Annotated in this window: 20 protein-coding genes and 1 pseudogene; 19 read left to right on the top strand and 2 right to left on the bottom strand. The window is 36.5% G+C overall.

Annotation, left to right across the window (positions count from 1 at the left end):
• Positions 1-149 precede the first annotated feature (149 nt).
• Both NY10_RS04500 and NY10_RS04495 read left to right on the top strand, forming a co-directional pair.
• Entirely contained in the window at positions 150-1,487 is a 1,338-nt protein-coding gene (locus tag NY10_RS04500) for an FAD-dependent oxidoreductase (protein ID WP_058918842.1), read from the top strand.
• Positions 1,477-2,946, top strand: a complete 1,470-nt coding sequence (locus NY10_RS04495) for an AcpB/EbpR/MafR family transcriptional regulator (RefSeq protein ID WP_058918841.1) — start codon at positions 1,477-1,479, stop codon at positions 2,944-2,946. Before NY10_RS04500 ends, NY10_RS04495 begins: the two co-directional genes overlap by 11 nt.
• A gap of 260 nt (positions 2,947-3,206) precedes the next feature.
• Here NY10_RS04495 and NY10_RS04490 read toward each other — a convergent pair whose 3' ends face one another.
• Positions 3,207-4,124 (bottom strand): nuclease-related domain-containing protein, encoded by a 918-nt coding sequence (locus NY10_RS04490; protein WP_058918840.1) that lies wholly within the window; start codon positions 4,122-4,124, stop codon positions 3,207-3,209.
• A 1,381-nt stretch (positions 4,125-5,505) separates the two neighbouring features.
• Here NY10_RS04490 and glpK point away from each other — a divergent pair.
• The 4 genes and pseudogenes from glpK to NY10_RS04470 all read left to right on the top strand — a co-directional run.
• Positions 5,506-7,011: a glycerol kinase GlpK gene (gene glpK, locus NY10_RS04485; RefSeq protein WP_058918839.1), complete on the top strand. Its 1,506-nt coding sequence runs from the start codon at positions 5,506-5,508 to the stop codon at positions 7,009-7,011.
• Between the two features lie 18 nt (positions 7,012-7,029).
• Positions 7,030-8,868, top strand: coding sequence for a type 1 glycerol-3-phosphate oxidase (gene glpO, locus NY10_RS04480; protein WP_058918838.1), 1,839 nt, complete (start codon positions 7,030-7,032; stop codon positions 8,866-8,868).
• Complete coding sequence (locus NY10_RS04475; RefSeq protein ID WP_058918837.1) at positions 8,865-9,581, top strand: MIP/aquaporin family protein; 717 nt, start codon at positions 8,865-8,867, stop codon at positions 9,579-9,581. The genes glpO and NY10_RS04475 overlap by 4 nt, the downstream gene beginning before the upstream one ends.
• A 96-nt stretch (positions 9,582-9,677) precedes the next feature.
• Positions 9,678-9,981 (top strand): annotated as a pseudogene (locus NY10_RS04470) (family 1 glycosylhydrolase); the annotation flags it as partial.
• A gap of 317 nt (positions 9,982-10,298) precedes the next feature.
• On the opposite strand, the gene NY10_RS04465 reads toward NY10_RS04470, so the two are convergent.
• Positions 10,299-11,345: an amidase family protein gene (locus NY10_RS04465; protein ID WP_058918835.1), complete on the bottom strand. Its 1,047-nt coding sequence runs from the start codon at positions 11,343-11,345 to the stop codon at positions 10,299-10,301.
• A gap of 181 nt (positions 11,346-11,526) precedes the next feature.
• Here NY10_RS04465 and NY10_RS04460 point away from each other — a divergent pair, with 181 nt between their 5' ends.
• From NY10_RS04460 to NY10_RS12405, 13 genes are all read left to right on the top strand, one after another.
• Entirely contained in the window at positions 11,527-11,892 is a 366-nt protein-coding gene (locus NY10_RS04460) for a DUF2620 domain-containing protein (protein WP_058918834.1), read from the top strand.
• A gap of 22 nt (positions 11,893-11,914) precedes the next feature.
• Positions 11,915-13,219: a YhfT family protein gene (locus NY10_RS04455; RefSeq protein WP_058918833.1), complete on the top strand. Its 1,305-nt coding sequence runs from the start codon at positions 11,915-11,917 to the stop codon at positions 13,217-13,219.
• Between the two features lie 79 nt (positions 13,220-13,298).
• On the top strand, positions 13,299-14,174 hold the full coding sequence (locus NY10_RS04450) for a phosphotriesterase family protein (protein WP_058918832.1): 876 nt from the start codon (positions 13,299-13,301) through the stop codon (positions 14,172-14,174).
• A 25-nt stretch (positions 14,175-14,199) separates the two neighbouring features.
• A complete protein-coding gene (locus NY10_RS04445) occupies positions 14,200-15,294 on the top strand; it encodes an aminotransferase class V-fold PLP-dependent enzyme (RefSeq protein ID WP_058918831.1) in 1,095 nt (364 codons plus the stop codon).
• Positions 15,295-15,335: 41 nt separating this feature from the next.
• A complete protein-coding gene (gene yhfZ / locus NY10_RS04440; RefSeq protein ID WP_058918830.1) occupies positions 15,336-16,259 on the top strand; it encodes a GntR family transcriptional regulator YhfZ in 924 nt (307 codons plus the stop codon).
• 17 nt (positions 16,260-16,276) lie between these two features.
• Entirely contained in the window at positions 16,277-16,624 is a 348-nt protein-coding gene (locus NY10_RS04435; RefSeq protein WP_058918829.1) for a hypothetical protein, read from the top strand.
• 22 nt (positions 16,625-16,646) lie between these two features.
• Positions 16,647-17,804: a YhfX family PLP-dependent enzyme gene (locus NY10_RS04430; protein WP_058918828.1), complete on the top strand. Its 1,158-nt coding sequence runs from the start codon at positions 16,647-16,649 to the stop codon at positions 17,802-17,804.
• Between the two features lie 4 nt (positions 17,805-17,808).
• Positions 17,809-19,020, top strand: a complete 1,212-nt coding sequence (locus NY10_RS04425; RefSeq protein WP_058918827.1) for a phosphopentomutase — start codon at positions 17,809-17,811, stop codon at positions 19,018-19,020.
• Between the two features lie 233 nt (positions 19,021-19,253).
• Positions 19,254-21,302 carry a BglG family transcription antiterminator gene (locus tag NY10_RS04420; protein WP_058918826.1) on the top strand — a complete coding sequence of 683 codons (2,049 nt, stop codon included), beginning with the start codon at positions 19,254-19,256 and terminating at the stop codon, positions 21,300-21,302.
• A gap of 15 nt (positions 21,303-21,317) precedes the next feature.
• Positions 21,318-21,605 (top strand): PTS sugar transporter subunit IIB, encoded by a 288-nt coding sequence (locus NY10_RS04415; protein ID WP_058918825.1) that lies wholly within the window; start codon positions 21,318-21,320, stop codon positions 21,603-21,605.
• A 16-nt stretch (positions 21,606-21,621) separates the two neighbouring features.
• Entirely contained in the window at positions 21,622-22,992 is a 1,371-nt protein-coding gene (gene ulaA, locus NY10_RS04410; RefSeq protein WP_058918824.1) for a PTS ascorbate transporter subunit IIC, read from the top strand.
• A 16-nt stretch (positions 22,993-23,008) separates the two neighbouring features.
• Positions 23,009-23,719, top strand: coding sequence for a transaldolase (locus NY10_RS04405; RefSeq protein WP_058918823.1), 711 nt, complete (start codon positions 23,009-23,011; stop codon positions 23,717-23,719).
• Between the two features lie 203 nt (positions 23,720-23,922).
• Positions 23,923-24,027: a lysozyme family protein gene (locus NY10_RS12405; RefSeq protein WP_082664181.1), complete on the top strand. Its 105-nt coding sequence runs from the start codon at positions 23,923-23,925 to the stop codon at positions 24,025-24,027.
• Positions 24,028-24,242 lie beyond the last annotated feature (215 nt).

The following is a 24,242-nucleotide window of genomic DNA, read 5'->3' as shown; positions in this document are numbered from 1 at the left end:
AAATCAAATTTTCGAGAGATTTTCAATGAGGTTCATTTCGGCGGAGCCCGAAATGGCCCGATTTCTTCCAAACCAGTAACTTTCGCCTATGCGAAAGTTTTCTTCACTATGTTATACTAATTGTAAACGCATTGATAAGGAGTAATAACATGAAAGTAGTCATTATAGGAGCTTCTTTTGCTGGGGTAGCAGCAGCTTTAGAAGTTCGGAAAAAACAGTCCGATGCAGAAATTATGTTGCTGGATAAGCAGTCTACGTTAGGGTATATTCCGAATGGATTGCATTTGTACTGGGAGAATAAGATTGACGACTTAGAATCAGCTTACTTCATTACTAAAGAGCAATTGGGAAAGCAAGGCATTCGCTATTGCTTAGAAGCCTCTGTTGAAAAAATTCACACGGTTCACAAAACAGTCGATTATCTCCGTCATGGACAAGAAGTAAAGATCGCTTATGATAAATTGATTATCGCAACGGGTTCGAGCCAGTTGTCGCAAAAAATCAGCGGCAGCAGTGGCGAAAGCGTCTTGAAGTACAAACGGCACCATGAAGCCCAAGCTGCTCTCGCCAAAATGGAAGCCAGCCAAAGTGTAACCATTATTGGAGCTGGACAAGTCGGAGTAGAAGCAGCCGATTTGCTGAGCCAACAGAAAAAGAAAGTCACGTTGATCGAAAGTATGGACTATGTGTTATTCAAATACTTTGATAGAGACATGATCCAGCCTTTGCAGCAAAAAATGGTTGAACAGGGAATCAAGTTGCGCTTGAACCAAACGGTTTCTTCTATTACAACTGATGCGGATAAACAGGTAACGGTTCGATTTGGAAATGAAGCGATTACGAGTGATACAGCTATCTTAGGGGTGAATGTGAGACCGGATTTGCACTTTTTAGATGAACACATTCAACTCCATATGGACCAAACGATTGCCGTCGATCGCTATATGCGCACGTCGGTGGAAGATGTTTTTGCCGTGGGGGATTGCATTCAATTGACGTTTGGCGAAGACGACGATACGGTGTACATTCCGCTCGTGAACAATGCCGTCCGGACAGGGATCGTAGCGGCAGCTAACCTTATCCAACCAGAAAGGACCTTCAAAGGCTCTTTACGCACGATTGGGACATCTATATTAGGCTACTACATTGCCAGCACCGGCGTAACAGAAGCCGAAAGTTTGTTCACGGGTCAAACGGTTAAAGCCTACCGTCAAGAAGTGCGCTTAACCAGTCTACCGGATGCCGATACCGTAACGATCAAATGGCTCTATGACGCAGCCAGTCACGTCTTGCTTGGAGCACAAATGATTTCGACTTCAAATATTTTAGAAAAAATCAATACAGTGGCGTTGGCCATTCAAACGAAACAAACCTTGGAGGATTTGCAGCAGAAAGATTATTTCTTCCATCCATCATTTACCCAAATGATTTCGGCCACCAATGTTGTTTCTTGGCTAGAAGCGAGGGATGACGGAAATGAAAATTGAACACTTTCTTGAAAAAAATGAAATCAGAGAAGTTACCATTTTTAAACAACTCGTGTTGAATGGCGGTGAACTCTCTTATGCGGACATGCTGGACTATTTGAGTGTCGCTAAAGCTTCGCTAGATAGAGATTTGGAATCCATTTCTTTTCGGATTCAACCGCTTGCTGATCAGGTGCACATCAACTATGACGGTCAATCCATTTCCTTAACCATGAGCGATGAATTTTCTTTGCAGCAAATTTATCAGCTTTATTTGAATCAGTCGGTCAAAGTAAAGCTGATCAGTTTTTTATTTAAGCACCAAGAATTTTCGATTACACAGCTGACACAAAAACTGGCAATCAGCGATTCTTCATTATTCCGTAAAATCAAAGAATTGAACAGCTATTTGAAAGAGTTTGGTATCAAAATCCGTAATGGACAGCTGCACGGCGAAGAGTTGCACATTCGGTATTTCTACTTCCAATTTTATAGTTATGTTGAAGACAAAGATGCGCTCAGCCCTTCGTATACAGATAAGCACGTGACTCAAATGGCACAAGCCGTAGAAAGTTTTCTGGAAGTCACGATTGAATCAGAAAACAAACAACGCCTAAACGTTTGGATGCTCATTAGTAAAAACCGCGTCAATTGCAAAGAGAAGAAATACGTACATTTGCACAAGCAAATGCAGCCTTACTTAGAAGATCCGTTGTACCAAAAAATCCGCATTATGGTTTTGCGCTACTTCAGCCGTTATTCGATTGAAGTCGATGAAGAAGAAGCCATGCTGCACTTTGCTTTTCTACTAGCTTTTCCGATCCTGACTGAATATGACTTTCACGAATATAGGCTGGAACGTGACCGCCGTGCACCTATTGCGGATCTGGATACGTACATTGTGGAGACCATTATTATTCATTACAAGTTCCGCCGATTGCCGTACATGTTGGAACGTGATATGTATTATCACCTGTCTCATATCCACACAAAACTGTATTTCTTCCAAGGCGATATTGAAATCTATGACTATGAAGAAATGCTGGCCAAAGAGAAGCAGTTTACCGGCAGGGACTTGGTTTCATTTGCGCATACATTACTGTCCATCAGTACAAACAAATTCGGGATCAAAGAAGCAGAAGAAAACAGTCTATTGAAAATGGAGTTGCTGAAATACAGCAGTTTACTGGCCATTATTTCGTTTAAGATGACAGCCATCGTGCAAATCGGGATCGATTTAAAAATGGAAAACATTTATACGGAAACGCTGAATCAGCTGCTTATCCTGAAGATGCGCCATATCAACGGCATCCGCGTAGAAGCCTGCCAGCCGGGTAAAACGTACGACCTCATTCTAACCAATGAGCAACCCACCCAAAAGGACCACTACGGGGAAGCCAAAGTGTACGTCCTCTCTGAGATCTTGTCACCTTTCGACATGAAGAACATTCAAAGGATCGTGCAGCAGTTGAATGCCTAGCGATAGGTGTTAAATCATATATGGCCGATGAATTATGTTTGGAAAAATTGTTTGCCTGCCTTAACGAGGTTTGTTCTACATGCTTAGGGCAGGGAAAACTGGTTCTTGTGCCTTAACTAGCATGAGTTCATCAAGTTAGGGAAGGGAAATCCATTTTGCGTGACCTAATGTTGCTCTATATAAAGGGTTAGGTTACGCAACGTCCTAAATAAAAAATAACCATCTAAAAGCGATAACCGCTTGGGATGGTTATTTTTTGGTTATACATAATACGAAGCTCTTCCTGTATCAATTAGCACGTATTCCTTTTGCAAGGCAGAACGAATTCTCTTCTCAGAACACAATCCGCCACACCAATCGTAAATAGTTGGTACAGTCAGTTTTCTATCTGGAAACAAGCATTTGAATTCCAATACGTGCCTTAAAATGATCGTTGAAACACGTTCTTTATGACCACATATTTTACATCTATAAAATTTATTTTTGTGTTTAATCCCTGGGATGAATCGCTCGCATTCTGAGCAGATGATGCCTTTTTTACATTCCTCATAAGTATATTCCGGCACGCCATTTAAATAGGGCTTTGTTTGAGCAGATAGTTCGCATAATGTTTTAGCGAGGAGAAAGTGTTTTGCAGAAAGAGGTTCTAACTGTGCAGTTAATTTTCTGAAATGCTTTGGAAAAGTTGCGCGCACCAAAACTTTTTGCATGTTTTCTACGTCGTATAACATAAACTCAGGATGCACAAATGCAACAAAGGGCCTAATGGGCATTGTTATTTGAAGGGTTTCCAGTAAGCTTTGCAGTAAAGAAGTATTCCGGTTAATTCTTTCTGTAGGGCTATGGAAGGAATTTCCAGATGAGATAGATACAAGAAATCCATCTTTATAGATATATTCCCCTCCATAATTTTTTACCTCATACAGTATGATTTCTTGCGCAGTGATGATCAATGCATCAATTTGAAATTGAGTGCTGCCGATTGCTAGTGGTAAATCATTCAAAACGAGGCAATCGTCGGTTAATTCAACTGTCAGTGTATCTAAGTGACACTCACCTGGATAACCTTTTACTTGGTTCTGGTACTCATTCCAGTTTTCTTGAGAAAACTTAATTCGATTTTTCAAATACTCCAGCATAAGTAATTTGTCAGACTTTTTACGTTTTTTATATATCATTTTATCCACTCCTCTTATCTAAATGTCCGCAAAAACTTCTTTTTTCTTCCTATAAATGTAACTCTGTTTAACAAATGAACTTTATCGGTATCAAGTCAGATCATTTCGGTCACGCCCGAAATATACCGCATGGAAATGCTTTAAAAATTTGATTTGCGTGACCTAAAGAGAGGACCTATTACTCGTTAAGGCACTTAAATAGGTTTTGCGTGACCTAAGAAGAGGAATCATAACCAGTTAAGTCACGGAAAGAAGTTTACCGTGCCCTAAGTCCATTGCTGCATCTTAGTTAGGGCACGTAACGAACTTTATCGGTATCAAGTCAGATCATTTCGGTCACGCCCGAAATATACCGCATTGAAATGCTTTAAAAATTTGATTTGCGTGACCTAAAGAGAGAATCTATTACTTGTTAAGGCACTTAAATAGGTTTTGCGTGACATAAGAAGAGGAATCATAACCAGTTAAGTCACGGAAAGAATTTTACCGTGCCCTAAGTCCGTTGCTGCATCTTAGTTAGGGCACGTAATGGACTTTATCGGTATCAAGTCAGATCATTTCGGCTGCACAGCCGAAATGCACCGCATTGAAAATCTCTCGAAAATTTGATTTACGTGACCTAAAGAGAGGACCTATTACTTGTTAAGGCACTTAAATAGGTTTTGCGTGACATAAAAAGAGGAATCATAACCAGTTAAGTCACGGAAAGAAGTTTACCCTGCCCTAAGTCTGTTGCTGCATTCTAGTTAGGGCACGCAACGAACTTTATCACCCTAAGTCAGATCATTTCGGTCACGCCCGAAATGTACCGCATTGAAATGCTTTAAAAATTTGATTTGCGTGACCTAAAGAGAGGACCTATTACTCGTTAAGGCACTTAAATAGGTTTTGCGTGACATAAAAAGAGGAATCATAACCAGTTAAGTCACGGAAAGAAGTTTACCCTGCCCTAAGTCTGTTGCTGCATCTTAGTTAGGGCACGTAACGAACTTTATCGGCTCAAGTCAGATCATTTCGGTCACACCCGAAATGTACCGCATTGAAATGCTTTAAAAATTTGATTTGCGTAACCTAAAGAGAGGATCTATTACTTGTTAAGGCACTTAAATAGGTTTTGCGTGACATAGGAAGAGGAATCATAACCAGTTAAGTCACGGAAAGAAGTTTACCGTGCCCTAAGTCCATTGCTGCATCTTAGTTAGGGCACGCAACAGACTTTCCCCATCAAGTCGGACCTTTTCGGCTACCGCCGAAAAGCACAAAATGTAAAAACCTTTCAAAAAATTTCGAAAGTCTAAAAAAGATGACATTTTATCATCGGGAAAAACGGTTACAATAAATGTATTAAGAAATCGTTTTCAAACATAAGGAGGAAAATAACATGACAGAGAAAAAATACATTATGGCAATTGACCAAGGAACGACCAGCTCGAGAGCAATTATTTACGATAAAAAAACAAACACCATTGGGAGCTCACAAAAAGAGTTTACTCAAATTTTCCCGCAAAGCGGATGGGTAGAACACAATCCGAATGAAATTTGGAATTCGGTACAATCTGTAATTGCTGGGGCCTTTATTGAATCCGGTGTCAAACCAGAAGAAATCGCTGCAATTGGTATCACGAACCAACGTGAAACAACCATCATTTGGGATAAAAAAACAGGACGCCCGATTTACAACGCGGTCGTATGGCAATCACGCCAATCTGCACCAATTGCAATGGAATTACAAGAAGCTGGACACTCGGAAATGATCCACGAAAAAACCGGTTTGGTCATTGACTCGTATTTCTCAGCTACTAAAATCCGCTGGATCCTTGACCACGTAGAAGGCGCTCAAGAACGCGCTGAAAAAGGTGAATTGCTATTTGGAACAGTCGACACATGGTTAGTCTGGAAATTAACGGGCGGCGAATCATTCGTTACCGACTATTCAAATGCCAGCCGGACAATGTTGTACAACATTCATGATTTAGAATGGGATCAAGATATATTAGATTTATTGAATATTCCGCGCGCGATGATGCCGGAAGTAAAATCCAACTCAGAAGTTTACGGAAATACAACGAACTACCATTTCTACGGTGCTAACACGCCTATCTCAGGGATGGCTGGAGACCAACAAGCCGCTTTATTTGGCCAAATGGCTTTCGAACCAGGAATGGTGAAAAACACTTACGGAACGGGTTCATTTATCGTGATGAACACAGGCGAAACACCGCAATTATCAGAAAACAACTTGTTAACAACGATTGGCTACGGCATTAACGGCAAAATTTACTATGCTTTAGAAGGAAGTATTTTTGTAGCTGGATCCGCTATTCAATGGTTGCGTGACGGATTAAAAATGATTGAAAACTCACCTGAATCAGAAGCTCTAGCTAAAGCTTCTACAAGTGAAAATGAAGTTTTCGTTGTGCCGGCTTTTACTGGACTTGGTGCACCTTACTGGGATTCAGATGCACGAGGATCTGTTTTTGGATTAACTCGCGGTACAACGAAAGAAGACTTTGTTAAAGCTACTTTACAATCCATTGCTTACCAATCACGTGACGTTGTAGATACCATGAACAAAGATGCTGGCATCGACATTCCATTATTGAAAGTAGATGGCGGAGCCGCAAATAACGATTGGTTATTGCAATTCCAAGCAGACATTTTAGGTACTAAAGTCCAACGTGCACACAACTTAGAAACCACTGCTTTAGGAGCAGCTTACTTAGCTGGTTTAGCTGTTGGATTCTGGGAAAGTATGGATGAAATTCAAGACATGTACGAGCAAGGGGCTATCTTTGAACCGCAAATGCCAGAAGCAGAACGCGAAAAATTATACAAAAACTGGAAATTAGCAGTCAAAGCTACACAAGTCTTTAAGCCGGAAGCGTAAAAGGAGGCACGAAAAATCATGGTTTTTTCCATTAAACGAAGAAAGCAGGATATCAAAGCATTAAAAGAAGAAACATTGGATGTCTTAATTATCGGTGGAGGGATCACAGGCGCTGGAACGGCTTTACAAGCCAGCGCTTCTGGTCTTAAAACAGGACTTGTCGAGATGCAGGACTTTGCAGAAGGAACTTCTTCTCGCTCGACCAAATTGGTTCATGGCGGATTACGCTACTTGAAAAACTTCGATGTTGAAGTTGTAGCGGATACGGTTCAAGAGCGGGCTGTCGTACAAGGAATTGCACCGCACATTCCAAAAGCCGATCCGATGATTTTGCCGATCTATGACGAACCCGGTTCAACGTTCTCAATGTTTTCTTTGAAAATAGCAATGGATCTCTATGATCGATTAGCAAGTGTTACGGGAACTAAATATGCCAATTATACATTGACAAAAGAAGAAGTCTTAAAACGCGAACCGCAGCTGAAAAGCGAAGGCTTATTAGGTGCTGGAGTCTACCTGGACTACCGCAATAACGACAGCCGCTTGGTGATTGAAAACATCAAACGCGCTGCTGCAGACGGCGGACACATGGTGAGCCGTGTCAAAGTCGTTGGTATTTTACACGATGAAAATGACAAAGTTTCTGGAGCAGAAGTGGAAGACTTATTGACCGGCGAAACATTTGCGATCAAAGCACGTGTTGTCTTAAATACAACGGGTCCATGGTCTGACACGATTCGCCAAATGGATGCTAAACTAGACGCTGTTCCACAAATGCGCCCCACAAAAGGGGTTCATTTGGTAGTCGACAACAAAAAATTATATGTGCCGCAACCAACTTACTTTGATACAGGTAAAAATGATGGCCGGATGGTTTTTGTGATTCCGCGTGAAGAAAAAACGTATTTTGGAACAACCGACACAGATTACAAAGGCGATTTTGCACATCCAACGGTTGACCAAGAGGATGTCGATTACCTTTTAGATATCGTTAACACTCGCTACCCTTCAGCAAACATAACGATTGACGATATCGAATCTAGTTGGGCAGGATTACGCCCATTGATCTCTTCAAATGGCGGTTCTGACTACAACGGTGGAAACAGCCAACCAATCTCAGACGAAAGCTTTGAAAAGGTGATTTCTACGATCGAACAATACCAAAAAGGCAACGTTGATCGTTATACAGTAGAAGACGCATTGAAAAATATCGAAACCAGCAACTCTGAATCAGAAGCCAATCCCTCAGCGATTTCGCGTGGAAGTGCGTTAGATATTGATGAAGACGGCTTGATCACCGTAGCTGGCGGCAAATTGACCGACTACCGCAAAATGGCGATTGGCGCGATGAAAGCCGTCATCGAAATACTGCAAAGCGACTTCAACTTATCTTACGAGTTGATTGATTCTGCTAAATACCCAGTATCCGGTGGAGAACTCAACCCGCAAGAAGTCGAAGAAGAAACAGAAACATTAGCGCAAATGGGTGTTGAAAAAGGCCTCAGCGATTCAGCAGGGCTTTACCTTGCTCATCTATACGGTTCAAATGCTCCTAAAGTATTTGCGTTGATAGATGAAGTCGAACAAGTAGAAGGACTGACTTTAGCAGATACGCTAAGCTTATATTACGCTATGGATGAAGAGATGGCGTTAACACCAAGCGACTTCTTGATTCGACGTACAAATCATATGTTGTTTATGCGCGACACTTTGAATGCTATAATTGAACCAGTGATTGCTGAAATGGCCCGTTACTATGACTGGACAGAAGAAACAAGAGCTCGCTACAGAAAAGAATTAGAGATTGCTATTGGAGAGTCTGATTTAAAAAACTTAAAAGGAGATGGAAATAGATGACTGGAGATACATTAACGATTTTTAGTGAGTTTTTAGGAACAATGATTTTAGTTTTATTGGGTGACGGTGTATGTGCTGCCGTTAACATGAAAAAAAGTAAAGCAGAAGGAGCAGGGTGGGTTGCCATTGCTCTTGGATGGGGAGCAGCTGTAACGATTGCAGTATATGTTTCAGGTTCTATGGGACCAGCTCACTTAAACCCCGCTGTAACTCTTGGAATGGCTATTATTGGTAATTTTGAGTGGGCTTTGGTTGTGCCGTTTATTATTGCTCAAGTACTTGGAGGTATTTTAGGAGCCGTTCTAGTTTGGTTGACGTACTTACCACATTTCAAAGAAACAAAAGACCAAGGTGCTATCTTAGGAACATTTGCAACAGGTCCTGCTATCCGTAACACTGTCAGCAACGTGATGTCTGAAGTAATTGGTACTTTCGTATTAGTATTCGCACTTATGATGTTCGGAAAAAATACATTCACTGATGGGCTAAACCCTCTAGTAGTAGGTGTATTGATTCTTTCAATTGGTCTTTCTCTAGGAGGATCAACAGGCTACGCAATCAACCCTGCACGTGACTTAGGTCCGCGTATCGCACATCAATTTCTGCCGATCGCAAACAAAGGCACTTCAGATTGGGGTTACTCATGGATTCCAGTAGTAGCACCGATGATAGGTGGAGCTATCGCCGCATTGCTTTATATAGTAATTGTTTAATCTATAATAAGTAAATAACTTCGTGTGTATACAGAAAGAACCTCAAGAACCTAGCTTCTTGAGGTTCTTTCTGTTTTAGACACTTTACTTATTCCTATTGCTGAAAATGGTTTTGACGCTCATGATGAAATTGAAGATAACTCTATTCATGATGTATATCGGATTAATTATTACTATAGAACAAATGAAAGAGGCAATTCGTGATGGTGTTGAAATGATTGGTTACACTATGTGGGGAATCATTGATATCGTTTCTTGCGGTCCGATTGAAATGCAAAAACGCTATGGTGTTATTCATGTTGACTTAGATGATGATGGTAATGGAAGTAGAAAAAGAAGAAAAAAAGATTCATTTGAATGGTACAAAAAATGCATAAATTCAAATGGAGAAAATTTATAAGAAATCTAACTATGGTTTATTTTCTATAAAAATTAAACTAGTAAAATCAATAGAGTTCTTTTCAAATTTAAATATAATATAAAGTAAAAAAATATACAAATACACTCTGAAAGTTAAAGAAAATCTAACTCTCGGGGTGTATTTGTATAAACAAACAGAGCGAATCAGCTAAATAGAGGCTCGTGGAGGAGTATCAACGTGGGAAATTAGGTTATCTACTTCTAGCTAAGAAGTTTGACATGAAGGTTATGCACAGATTAGCAGTCATATACCCGATTGAATATCATATCCACATCATATTGAAAATCTTTCACTACCTACATAAACTCTTCGGGAAAATAATGATCAAAGTTAGAAAAATAACGGTTAATTAATTCATCTGGAGGTAAAGCAATTTTTTTAGCAAAGCTTAGCATAAGTGGGATTTTTTCAGAAGTAGATTCACATATCAAAACATATCCAGTAGCAAATTCTTTCTTAGGAACAACGATTGCTGTTGCATTGGCCATGTTTACCACTCGAATTAATCCTTTTCTAGCTGATACTTGTTGTTCGTATGTTTGTTCTCCCATATGTCCGATGACTGTATCTCCAAAACCTTGATAATCTATAGGACCTTCTTCAGAAATGAGGAAGTCGCAGTTGATTAGATGCGTTTTCAGAAAAGCAATTAACGGTTCTCTAGGGCCATAAATATCAGGATGAGAAAGAGAAATAACTTTATCATATTTGTTTGTTTGGATTAAAACAGAAGGAATTTTTTGTTCGGCTAATGTAGAAATTACCAATTGTTTAGTTTTTTCTACCGTTAGTTGTAACTCAGGGAAAGTAGCGTTTAATGCGCGCTGCATTTCTTGGAAAGTACGGGTGATATATCCAAGAGAGACAGTAAAGGAAATATCATCTGTTGAATGGTTTACAAATTGTTTTACATGTTCTTCTTCGATTAGATTACTAATAAAACCAAAAAGATTTACTGACATTGCCGGTGCTAATACCGATCCGCCGCCATCTGTTCCGATGCCTAAATCATTGATACCAACCAAAACATTGATTGCAGTGCCACTTGAAGAGCCAGTCATAAGTTTTCCACTGATAGGGTTTTGTAAAGAAATGTCAATAGCTCTTCCACCTAAACTGTACACATCCAATGTATGTAAGAGATAGTTTCCGTTTTTTGCTAACTTTTCTAAAAGGGAACGAGGGATATGCTTTTTATTTTTAACGCCGATATAGTGGTAGGTTGTATTTTCTTTTTCAAAATGATTCAAGGTTCCAGGAAAAACTTTTGCTACAGATTGATAAGGATTTTTTAAAGCGATAAAGCTTTTTTTTGCTGCCTCTATAACTGGATTCTTATTCATAGGTAAACTCCTTTTCTGTCTTTAAATTTATGATACCTCTAAAAATCAAATAAGCAAATAAAAAAAATATGAATTAATACTTGTATCTCTTTAACATATTAGCTATACTCTTTCTAAAGAGAACGTTTTCTTTACCAATATACAAAAAAATGTATATTGAAATTTGAAAGGGGAGAGAACAATGAAAAAAATTGTTATCGGAGGACAAATTGATAAAAAAGAAGTAGCGGCACTAGTAGAAAAATATGGGGAGGGACAGTTTGAAATAGAAACTAAGAGTGACCTAGAGGCAGCAATGGCGTTAAAAAATGGTTTAGCTGATTATTATTTTGGGGCTTGTAACACAGGCGGTGGAGGAGCACTTGCAATGGCGATTGCTTTAGTTGGAAGAGATGCTACGGTTACTGTATCTATGCCAGGTAATCTTATGACTGATGAAAAAATCAGGGAGAATGTTAATAATGGCAAAAAAGCTTTTGGATTTACAGCTCAGCATAAAGAAACTGTTATTCCAATTATTATGGACGAGCTAAAAAAAATAAATTGAAAGTTTAGAAGGAGAGAGCAAAGTGGATATCATTCAATTAGTAGTTGTAGGAGCTTTGGGTGCTTTAGCAGCCATGATGGCCAATAAAGGTATTGCTGTTTTTAACGATGGATTACGTCCAGTTATGCCAGAGTATTTAGAGGGTGTAATTGGGAAAAAAGAATTAGCGGCAACAAGTTTTGCTGTTAGTTTTGGATTGGTTATTGGATTTGGAATCCCAGTTTCACTTGGGGCAAGTGTTATTTTAGTTCATAGTATTCTTTTAATGACAGATATTATTGGAACTTGGACACCTGAAGGGAAAAAAGGAACGATCATTGCAGGAATCATCGGAGCTTTGTGGGGCATCGGAATTACGATTGGTTTACAAGTTGTAGTCGATCTATTTGCTTTGATGCCGGTAAACTTTTTAGATGCTTTAGGAGCAGTTGGAACACCAATTGTGGTAGGATTTGCTGTTTTCCCGGCTCTAGCTATTGCCTATCAGCATGGGTTTAAAAAAGGAGCACTTACTTTAGGACTTAGCACGTTGGCCTTGGTATTAGTTAAGAAATTTGGAACGATTACATTAGAAAGTGGAACTACTTTTACATTAAGTGCCGAAGGGATGGCATTATTAGTTGGAATGATTTTGATGGTGTTCTTTGCTGTCCGCGTAAAAGGCGAAGGAACAGATAATCAAAACCTTGTCAGCATCTTCGTAGAACGTGTAACAAGAATTAAAAAAAATGCACTTTTATTATCACTTACTGGGGGATTAGTCGCTGCTGCAACAAGTTTAGTTATTATTGCCGGAGATCCCATTTCATTGAATTTGATGAGTGAAGGTAAATTTGGAGAAGCAGCATTAGCTGCATTTGCACGTGGAATTGGATTTATCCCCTTAGTCTTTTCTACCGCTATTGTAACGGGGGTATATAGCCCATCTGGAACTACTTTTGTTTTTGTTATTGGTATTTTATTACAAGGCCATCCTGTATTTGCTTTCATTGCTGGAGCAATTGTTATGTTTATTGAAATTATGTTATTGAATGGAGCTGCTAAAGGATTAGACCGTTTCCCGGGAGTTAGAGAAATGGGGGAGCACATTCGAACTTCGATGAATCGTGTGTTAGAAATCGCGTTACTTATCGGTGGTGCGTTGGCAAGTGAACAAATTGCACCAGGAATTGGTTATTTCTGGCTGATAGGAGTTTATTTATTAAATCAAACAGCTAAAAAACCATTGGTTAATATGGCTGTAGGCCCCGTAGCTGCTATTGCATTAGGGATAATTGTAAATATTCTATATGTTTTAGGTCTATGGGCACCAATTGTAGTAGGTTAAACAATAAAAAGGCAGGGTATTAAATTATTTTTACTAATTTAATGCCCTTCGCCTTTAATCTGAAAAACGGAGTGGTAAAATGCCTCTAATAGAAGGAATAACGTACGCTCATGAGCATACGACAATTGACCTATCTTCTTTAAAAAAATCTGATGATACAAATTTGAATTGCTTTGACGAAACAGTTGAGGAATATAAGGAGCTGTATAAAAAAGGCGTTCGAAATATCATCGATGTGACTGTAATAGGAATGAACCGTAATCCAGATTACGTGAAAAAAGTCGGCGAATTATCTGGCATAAACATCATTCAGTCAACTGGATGGTATCAAGATAAATTTCTTCCGGCTTTTGTAGACGAACATACAATAGAAGAAATGGCAGAAGTCATGATCCAAGACATTACTGTTGGAATAGACAGAACAGATAATAAAGCTGAACTGATAGGCGAAATTGCTACAAGTAAAAATCAAATGACTGAACGAGAACAAAAAGTTTTTAAAGCAGCTGTCATTGCTCACAAACAAACAGGAGTTCCTATTACGACGCATACAACTTTAGGAACATACGGAAAAGAACAAGTTCAATTTTTCAAAGAGAACAAAGTTGATTTAAACAAAGTCGTAATTGGTCATGTTGATTTAACAGGTGATACTGATTATGTATTGTCTTTACTGAAAGAAGGAGTTTACGTTGAATTTGATACCGTGGGAAAAGATAATTATATGCCGGATGAGAAGCGGTTGGAAATGTTATTAGCTATAGAAGCGGCTGGATTCACGGATAAAGTTTTCTTATCAATGGACATAACGAGAAAATCCAATCTAAAGTATAAAAATGGAATTGGTTATACTTATTTATTGGATACATTTGTGCCCATGATTTTAAAAGGCGGTATCTCAGAAGTATTTGTTGAAAAAATGTTGGTAAAAAATCCTCAGCAATTTTATTTATAAAGCAATAACAAAAAGGCGGGAAAAAATGAAGACATATCCTCTTACTAGTTTAAATATAGAAGATGCTACAAAAAAACAATTTTCTTTAATTGATGAAATTACTAAGGTCTTTAGAGGAAGCGAAATTTTAACACGTGGCGATCTTGGGGTAGTTCCTGGCTTGAATCAGCCTAAAACAACAAACAAAGTCGAAAAGGTTCTAGAAAATTACTTTGATGCTGAAGCAGCGATGTTGGTTCGCGGAGCGGGGACTATGGCAATTCGAATGGCTCTACATGCAACAATGAAAATTGGTGATACTTTGTTAGTACATGATGCTCCCGTTTATCCAACCACAAAAGTATCTATTGATACCATGGGATTAAAAACAATTGAAGCGAACTTTAATGATTTGAAGAATTTACAAGAAGCGCTGCAAAGCCAAGATATTGATGGGGTATTGATTCAAATCACACGACAAAAACCGGATGATTCTTATGATGCCAAAGAAGTGATAGAATGTATCCAAAATTACTTGCCGAATACACCTATTATAACAGATGATAATTATGCAGTATTAAAAACGCCAAAAATCGGATCACAAATGGGAGCTACTTTAGCTTGTTTCTCGACATTTAAATTATTAGGTCCTGAAGGAATCGGATGTATTGTTGGAAATCGAAGAGCTATTGAAAAGTTGAAAGCAGAAAATTATTCTGGTGGATTACAAGTACAAGGGCATGAAGCAATTGATGTTTTGAGAGGGATGATTTATGCGCCAGTTTCGCTAGCACTCTCAGCTGGAGTGCTTGAAGAAGTAAAAAAACGCTTGAATGCTGGAGAAATCCAAGGCGTAAAACAAGCCTATATAGCTAATGCTCAATCGAAAGTTATTTTAGTGGAGTTAAATGAGCCTATAGCAAATGCCATTCTAGAAGAAGCTGAAAAGCTGGGGGCAGCACCTAATCCGGTAGGTGCAGAATCACAATACGAATTTGTACCGATGTTTTATCGTTTATCTGGCACTTTTAGAGCAGCCAATCCAGATGCAGAAAGAACAACGATTAGAATCAATCCAATGCGTGCAGGCAGTGAAACTATCATAAGAATTTTGCGTGAAGCGATTATAGCGGGATCTTAAAAAAATAGCTAATAGTTTGAATTTGAAGGGATTATAGCATTATGAAAGAAACGTTTTATCAAAAAAAAGGGTTAGCTATTGAAAAAATAGCCGCAGAATTATTTTTGTTATCCAAAGATGACAGAATGCCTATTATTAGTGAGTTACAAGAAAAATATGAGTTGTCACGAGGAACAGTTCAAAATGCTCTTTCATTTTTAAAAGAAGTAGGGGCAATTGAAACTGAAAGTAAAGGACATTTAGGAACGTATATTAAAGAAATAAATTATCAAATTCTTCAATCATATGTGGTCAAAGACCAATTAACGGCAACGATGCCTTTACCCTATTCAAAACTCTACGAAGGGTTTGCTACTGGACTATACTTAGCTTTTAAAAAAGGAGACATTAAGTTAAATATGGTTTATATTCGTGGTTCAGAAGATCGGATAGAGGCTGTCGAGAAGGGTTTATATGATATGGCAGTAGTTTCCAGATTTGCTGCTGAACATGAAATTCAAGCAAATGGAAATATTGATATAGCCTTAAAGTTTGGACCGAAGTCGTATCTTTCAGAACACGTATTATTATTAGCTTCAAAGAAGCATAAAACTATTATGGACGGTATGCGAGTCGGTATTGACCGTGATTCATTAGATCATCTCATGCTGACAAATGAACATGTTCAAGGAAAAAATATTGAATTAATAGAAGTTCCAGCGAATCAGTTGATTTATGCCTTACGAGAAAACCAAATTGATGCTGGTATATGGAATTATGACGAAATTATAGATAAAAACTATGAGGATTTAAACGTCCAATTTATACCGTTAAAGGAACAACATAAAGCCATGAATGAAGCTGTTATCATTTGTCAAAAAGATAATTTAGTCATTGAATCGATTTGTAAAAAAAATATAGCGATAGAGAAAATGTTGGAAACTCAAAATAAAATAAAAAATGGGACAATGACACCTCGTTACTAAAAGGAGAGAATATTAAAATGATTCAAGAAAAATTAACCATTTTAAAAGAAAACAATGTCATCAATGATTTAGTATATGATTACGCACAAGAAGTATTGGAATTTATGAAAGTTCAAAATATTATCAGTAATGAAGATGAAGCAGATACGTTCATTACTCATTTAGCAATGGCTACTGCACGACAATATACAGAAGAAGCAGTTGATTCAGTCGATAAAATGATAAGTGAACAAATAACAGCTGACGAAAAGTATGACGAAGCCTTAAAATATTGGAAGAAAATTGCTGCATTAGCTCCGATTTCTTTTCGGGAAAATGAGGCAGAATATTTCCATTTACATTTGGTAACACTATTGAATAATTAATAGAAGTTTAGGAGGAAGAACCATGTTTATGGATATTGTAAAAAAAAGAAATCCTAAACTTATCCAAGAAGCTATAACACTGCATCAATCAGAGGAAATTCTTCCAGATACGTATGTACTCGATTTAGATATTATCCGTGAAAATGCAAAAAAACTAATAGAGACAGCTAAGCAAAATAATATTGAATTATTTTTCATGCTTAAACAGATTGGAAGAAATCCTGCTATAGCAAAGATGTTGGTTGAATTAGGAATTAGAAATGCTGTAGTAGTAGATTTTCGAGAAGCACGAATAATGATGGAAAACGATATTCCATTAGGAAATGTAGGACATCTTGTACAGATTCCACAGATGTTACTAAAAGAGATTATGACATATGGTTCAAAATATTTAACGGTTTATTCACTAGAAAAACTACAAGCTATTGATGCACTTGCAAAAGAAATAGGAATAAAGCAAAAAGTTTTATTAAGAGTAGTAAGTGAAGATGATGAGCTTTATCCGGGGCAATACGGAGGGTTTATGCTTGAAGAGTTGCCTTCATTAATCAGCTTATTCAATGAATTAAAGTATATCGAAATTTCAGGGTTAACCTCTTTTCCATGTTTTTTATATGATGCTGAAAAAGAAACCTTAGAACCGACGCATAATGTAAAAACAGTAAAAGCGGCTAAAAAGTTATTTGAAAAAGCAGGCCTCTGTATTCAAGAACTAAATATGCCTTCAGCAACTTCTGTTTATACACTCCCTTTCATAAAAAAAATCGGAGGTACACAGGGGGAACCAGGTCATGCATTAACCGGGACAACACCAATGCATGCTGAAAAAGAATTAGCTGAAAAGCCAGCAATGGTCTATATAAGTGAAGTTTCTCATAACTTTAAAGGAAAAGGTTATCTTTATGGTGGTGGATTTTACAGAAGAGGGCATCTGAACAATGTCTTAATTGATAACTATGGAAAACAAACAGAAGCTCATATAAATGTTCTTTCAGATGAAAATATCGATTATTATTTAGAAGTTGACGAAAAAGAGCCAGTTGGCGCTACAGCTATCATGGCTTTTCGTACACAAATTTTTGTGACAAGAAGTGAAGTTGCTTTAGTGAGTGGCATACAAGATGGAAAACCAAAGATAGAAGGTATCTATGATAGTCAAGGCAACTATTTGAGAGGGTGAAGAAATGGGGAAATTTATCGTCATCGTACTAGATAGCTTTGGAGTAGGATATATGAATGATGTATCTAAAGTTCGTCCAGAAGATGTAGGAAGTAATACAGCCTATCATATTATTGAAAGAAAGCCAGATATACAAATAAAAAATTTAGTTAAGCTAGGTCTAATGAATGCGATCGGTAAAGAAACAGAAAAACTAAAAAAATCAAAAAAAGCTAATTGGGGAACTTCTAATTTAGCTCATCAAGGTGCGGATTCTTTTCTTGGGCATCAAGAAATTATGGGAACAACTCCTCCAATTCCTTTTAATATGCCTTTTAATGAAGTCATTGATGAAGTAGAAGAACATTTGGTGAAAAAAGGCTATTCTGTTCGACGTCAAGGAAAAGAAACCGAACCAAAAATCTTAGTAGTCAACGAGTGTGCAACAGTTGGAGACAATTTAGAAACAGATTTAGGCCAAGTGTACAATGTGTCAGCTTGCCTTGATATTATGCCCTTTGAAGAAGTCAAACAATTAGGTATAGTTGTTCGTAACGTAGTAAAAGTATCGCGTGTCATTGCGTTTGGTGGAGAGAGCATTGTACTGAATGATTTATTGAAAGCAAGAAAAGTGAAAAAAAATAAATTTTCTGGTGTGGATGCTCCTGAATCTGGCGTATATGATCAAGGATATCAAGTTGTTCATTTGGGATATGGAATAAATCCAGAGGTTCAAATTCCGACGATTTTAGATTACCAAAAAATTCCAGTTGTATTAATTGGTAAGGCAGCGGATATTATTCAAACGTCAAGTACTCATCTCTATCCTGGTGTTGATACTCAGCAATTGTTCAATTACTTATTGCAAGAGACTGGGGAAATAGATAATGGATTTATCTGTTTAAACGTCCAAGAAACCGATTTGGCAGGACACGGAGAAGATGTCGAGCGTTATGCTGATCGATTGGAATTGAGTGATAAAAACATTGGTGAGATAATGAAACAATTAGATGAAGAAGATATTTTAATAGTTATGGCTGATCACGGAAATGATCCAACTATCGGTCATAGTCAACATACTAGAGAACGAGTTCCATTGTTGGTTTTTCGTAAAGGTCTTGAAGGAAGAGAAGTAGGAGAAAGAGAGACTATGTCAGATGTTGCGGCAACAGCAGCAGAGTATTTTGGAGTTAAGAAGCCGCAACACGGGGAATCTTTTCTAAAAAAACTAAAGTAAACAAATGAGAAACCATGTAGCCTGATTTTAATAGAGGTTACATGGTTTTTATTTTTTAACAAACAGTTTAAAAAACGATTGTTCTTAAGTGTGTTGCGTTGTTTGATGTTATTTATTATTTTAAGGCTCAGATGAGCACTGTGGTATTAGAAAACGAGTCTATAAACTTGGGCCCAATAATGCTTTGGAAAGTAAGCGTTTTACCATAAGATAGTAAATGAAAGGAGAAGAATATGTTAAATAATGAATCAGTTCTTTTTATTCGTTCTTTAGTGGAAAATGATAGACGATCTGTATCAGAAATTTCAGGTATTCTTCATATCACTAAAAAAAAATTTTGGCAGGAACTTAATAAGATTAATTCTGAATTTAGAATGATGAAAATCCCAGAAATAGTTTTAGAAGATGAAAAAGTCATTTTTTCTGAAGAATCGAAAAAAATATGGGCGGCTGAAAAGAGTAATTTTCGAAAGAAAGATTTAGTGTTACAAGATGAAAGGGTTTACCTGATTATATTATATACATTTATAAAAGCAGATATTATTTCAAATAATCACTATCAAGAATTGCTTCAATTAAGTAAAAATTCAATATTATTAGATTTAAAAAAAGTGAAAGAAATTTGTAAAAAATATAATATTAATTTGATTTATACGAGAAGTGATGGCTATGAACTGATTGGAGAAGAATACGATATAAGAAGTTTAGCATCTTATTCAATAGGAAAGATATTGTCTTTAACCATTGGAGAATGGTTAATTAACTATATCTTTGAATCTTGGAATTATACTTCTAACAAAGAAACAATAAATAAAGTGATAATACAGCTTTCGAAAGAATATAACGTGACATTTACTTACGATAGAATAAAAGAAGTTATTTACTTTTTTGACTTTTTACAAAAAAGAAAAAATTCACTTAAGCTTAATTTTGATGATGAAGATGCAATGTATTTAAAAAAACATCCTTTATACAAAATGGGTTGTTTTATTGTAAAAGATATTTTTTATAAAGATTGTGAAAAAGAAAAATTATATATAACGATAAGGCTCTTGAGCGCTCTTCAGGGAAATATAAAGTTCTATAAGGAAGAATCTTTTAAAGAAGTTACAAAAAATATTATTGCAAGAGTTCAAGCTATCACGGGTATCGTATTTGAAAATCCAAAAGAACTAGCTGATAATCTTTTTGAACATTTAGTACCAGCATATTTTAGAATAAAATTTGATATCGTTTCTAAAAATCCATATACAACCCAAATAAAAGGCGAATATAACGAGCTATACTATTTAGTTGAGAAGGGGTTAACACCGTTAGCAGAACTTACTGGTAAAACAATACCAGAAGATGAGGTAGCTTACTTTACAGTGCATTTTGGCGGTTTTTTGTCACTAGAGAAAGAAGAAAAAAGAACCTATAAAGGATTATCTATTTGTCCAAACGGAATAAGTTCTTCTTTAATTATGAGAACACAATTGAAAGAGTTGTTTCCTTCGATAGAATTTAGTAGTGTGCATAGTTTAGAGGAAGCAAAATCATTATGTATAGAAGAATACGATATGGTTTTTTCTACAACATATTTTCAAACAGAGAAGCAACTTTTTTTAACGAAACCGATTTTAAATAAAGTAGAACAAGAGATATTAAAAACTGAAGTAAGTCAAAATTTTGATATCGACATTGGAACCCAAAATCTTGATATACAAAAACTGATAAAAGCGATTGAGCAACACGCAATAATTGAGAATAGAAAAGAACTTTATGAAAGTATTTCTAATATTCTCTATGAAACGGATAGAAATTATGAAGGAGGTAAAAACTTGACAGAATTATTACAGGAGGACTTAATAAAATTCAGCAATAAAAAAATGGATTGGCAAGAGGCAATCTCAGTAGCTGCTACACCTCTTTTAAAAGAAGGATATATTAATGAAAACTATATTGAAGCAATGATCAGGATGGTAAAGAAAATGGGAGCATATATCGTTTTAGCTCCTAAAGTGGCTATTCCTCATGCTAGACCTGAAGAAGGCGTAGAGAAGCTTGGGATAAGTTTACTGCATCTTGAGCAACCAGTAGATTTCAATATGAGCGATGAATACGATGAAGACAAAGAAGTTAAACTAATATTCATACTTGCTGCTGTCGACAGCACAGGACATTTAAAAGCTTTAAAACAATTATCTAAAATTTTAGAAGATGAAGAAAATATTACTGAATTAATCGATACAACAAATGCTAGAGATTTATTTAATAAAATAAACGAAATTATAGAAAGATAAAGAGGAGGAATTTTTATGTTAAAAGTTGTTACTGTGTGCGGAAATGGTATTGGAAGTAGCTTAATGTTGAAAATGAAAGTTGAGGAATTAGCGAAAGATAATGGTATAGAAATTGAAGCAGAGTCAATCGATTCAAATGCTGCGGTAGGTAAAGGTGCAGATTTATTTGTTACAGTTAAAGAGTTTGCTGACATTTTTACTGAAGATCAGAAAGTAGTTTTTACTAGAAGTTATATGAATAAGAAAAAAATTAAAGAAGATGTGCTCCCAACTTTATTGGAAATGTCAAAAAATAAAAAATAGAATAGGGGAATAGACAATGGCAGTATTAGACTTTTTTAGAGATATACTAAGGGAACCCGCTTTTTTAATGGGATTAATTGCAATGATTGGTTTACTGGCATTAAAATCTCCTGGGCATAAGGTATTGACGGGAACATTAGGTCCAATATTAGGTTATCTTATGCTTTCAGCGGGTGCTGACGTTATCTCAGGAAATTTGACCCCTTTATCACAAATGATTGAAAAGGGATTTAATATTAGAGGTGTGGTTCCTAATAATGAAGCCATAACTTCTGTTGCTCAAGAGTTATTAGGTGTAGAAACTATGTCAATTCTTATTTTAGGATTAGTTTTTAATGTACTCATCGCTCGTTTCACTCGTTATAAATATGTTTTTTTAACAGGCCACCATAGCTTCTTTATGGCTTGCTTATTGTCTGCAGTATTAGGCGCTATTGGATTTGAAGGATGGCGACTTGTCTTAATTGGAGGTTTCTTCTTAGGATCTTGGAGTGCAATATCTCCAGCTATTGGACAGAAATATACTCTTCAAGCAACAGATGGTGATGAGGTAGCCATGGGACATTTTGGTAGTATTGGGTATTATATATCCGCAGCAATTGGAAGCCTTGTTGGAAAAAATAGTAAAAGTACTGAAGATATTAAAGTACCAGAAAAATGGAGCTTTTTGAGGAATACAACAATTTCGACTGCTCTAACTATGGTTATTTTTTATCTCATTGCTGCATTCGCAGCAGGTTCTGACTATGTTTCGACAATTGCTGATGGAACCTCTCCTTATATATTTGCTTTACTTTCAGGATTGAAATTTGCAGTAGGGGTAACCGTGGTCTATGCTGGTGTTCGTATGATACTAGCTGATTTAATTCCTGCTTTTCAAGGAATTGCTACTAAAATTATTCCGAATGCAGTACCAGCAGTTGATGCTGCAGTATTTTTCCCATATGCACCAACAGCAGTAATCATTGGGTTTTTAAGTAGTTTCGTAGGTGGACTTATTGGAATGTTTATTTTAGGTTATGCTGGTAGCATTTTAATTATCCCTGGTTTAGTGCCTCATTTTTTCTGCGGGGCAACAGCAGGTGTATATGGTAATGCTACAGGCGGGAGAAGAGGTGCAGTTGTAGGCTCATTTATTAATGGTTTAGGACTAGCATTCATACCAGCTCTTTTGTTACCAGTACTTGGCGACTTAGGTTTCAATAACACAACTTTTGGAGACGTAGATTTTGGAATCATTGGAATACTTTTAGGTAAGACAGGTGATTGGATGGGATCAGCGGGAATTTATGTCATTATAGTTGTGGTGCTAATAGCATTGATTTTACCAAGTATACTGAGACCATCTAAAGTAGCAATAAACAATATTGAAATAGACGAAGATTAATAGGAGGATGTTAATAATGGAAAATTTAACTGTAAAAATTTATTCAGATGGTGCGGATATAGAAAAAATGAAACAATCATATAAAAGTGGCAAGATTACTGGGTTTACTACTAATCCATCTTTAATGAAGAAAGCAGGAATTAAGAGTTATACAGCCTTCGCTAAGGCTGTTGTAGAAGAGTTTCCGGATGTTTCGATATCTTTTGAAGTTTTTGCTGATGATTTTGAGACTATGAAAAAAGAAGCGTTAAAGATATCAGAATATGGAAAAAATGTATTCGTAAAAATCCCGATTACAAATACGAAAGGTGAATCTGCTATTCCTTTAATTAAAGAACTGTCAAAAGAAGGGCTATCGCTAAATGTCACAGCTATCTTAACATTAGATCAAGTAAAAGAAACAGTAGATGCATTTGAAGAAGGAACTAATAATATTGTGTCTGTATTTGCTGGACGCATTGCAGATACGGGAATTGATCCTATTGAAGTTATGAAAAAATCATCAGAAATTTGTCATGAAAAAATTGGAACAGATTTATTATGGGCTAGTTCAAGAGAAGTTCTTAACATTTTCCAAGCAAATGACGTAGGGGCAGATATTATTACTTGTGCTCCAGAAATAATTGGGAAATTAAATAATATTGGCAAAGATTTAAAAGAATTATCATTAGATACAGTTAAGATGTTTAACGAAGATATAAAATCATTAGGTTACAGTATCTTATAAAAATAGAAATAGCTCTTGTAATTATATACCACCATATTCAATGAGAGATAGAATGCTTTCTCCTATAAGAAAGCATTCTATCTCTCATTTTTTTGGGAATTATTATAAATATATATTGCCCTACCATTAAGAATTTAAACAATATACTAATATTATTTTATTGCTATCATATTCGAAGTATCAAAGCAGGTGTTGATTTGGACATGGGTATTCAAAGTTATAATTATGTCTCAGGATACAAATATTACATCAAAGAAAATGGCGGAAAACACACTTCAGAACTAGCAGAGCAGTTTTCAAAAGACTAGGCAGAAAAAATGGACAGACTTAGTTACAGTAATACGGAATATATTTACAGAGTTAATCAGTACAGAAAGAGTATATCTGAATAAATGATGGAAGAAGCTTTATTTTAATGATTATGATAAAGCTTGTTTTGCTTTTCACAAAAATTGAGGAATGGCTTAATGAAAGATGATAGACTGCTGATTGAACAAAAGAGTAAGCAGCTTAGATTCAAAAT

Source organism: Carnobacterium sp. CP1 (assembly GCF_001483965.1).
Lineage (GTDB): Bacteria > Bacillota > Bacilli > Lactobacillales > Carnobacteriaceae > Carnobacterium_A > Carnobacterium_A antarcticum.
The sequence above is the reverse complement of the archived record's forward strand: the minus strand, read 5'-3'. Positions and strand labels throughout refer to the sequence as shown.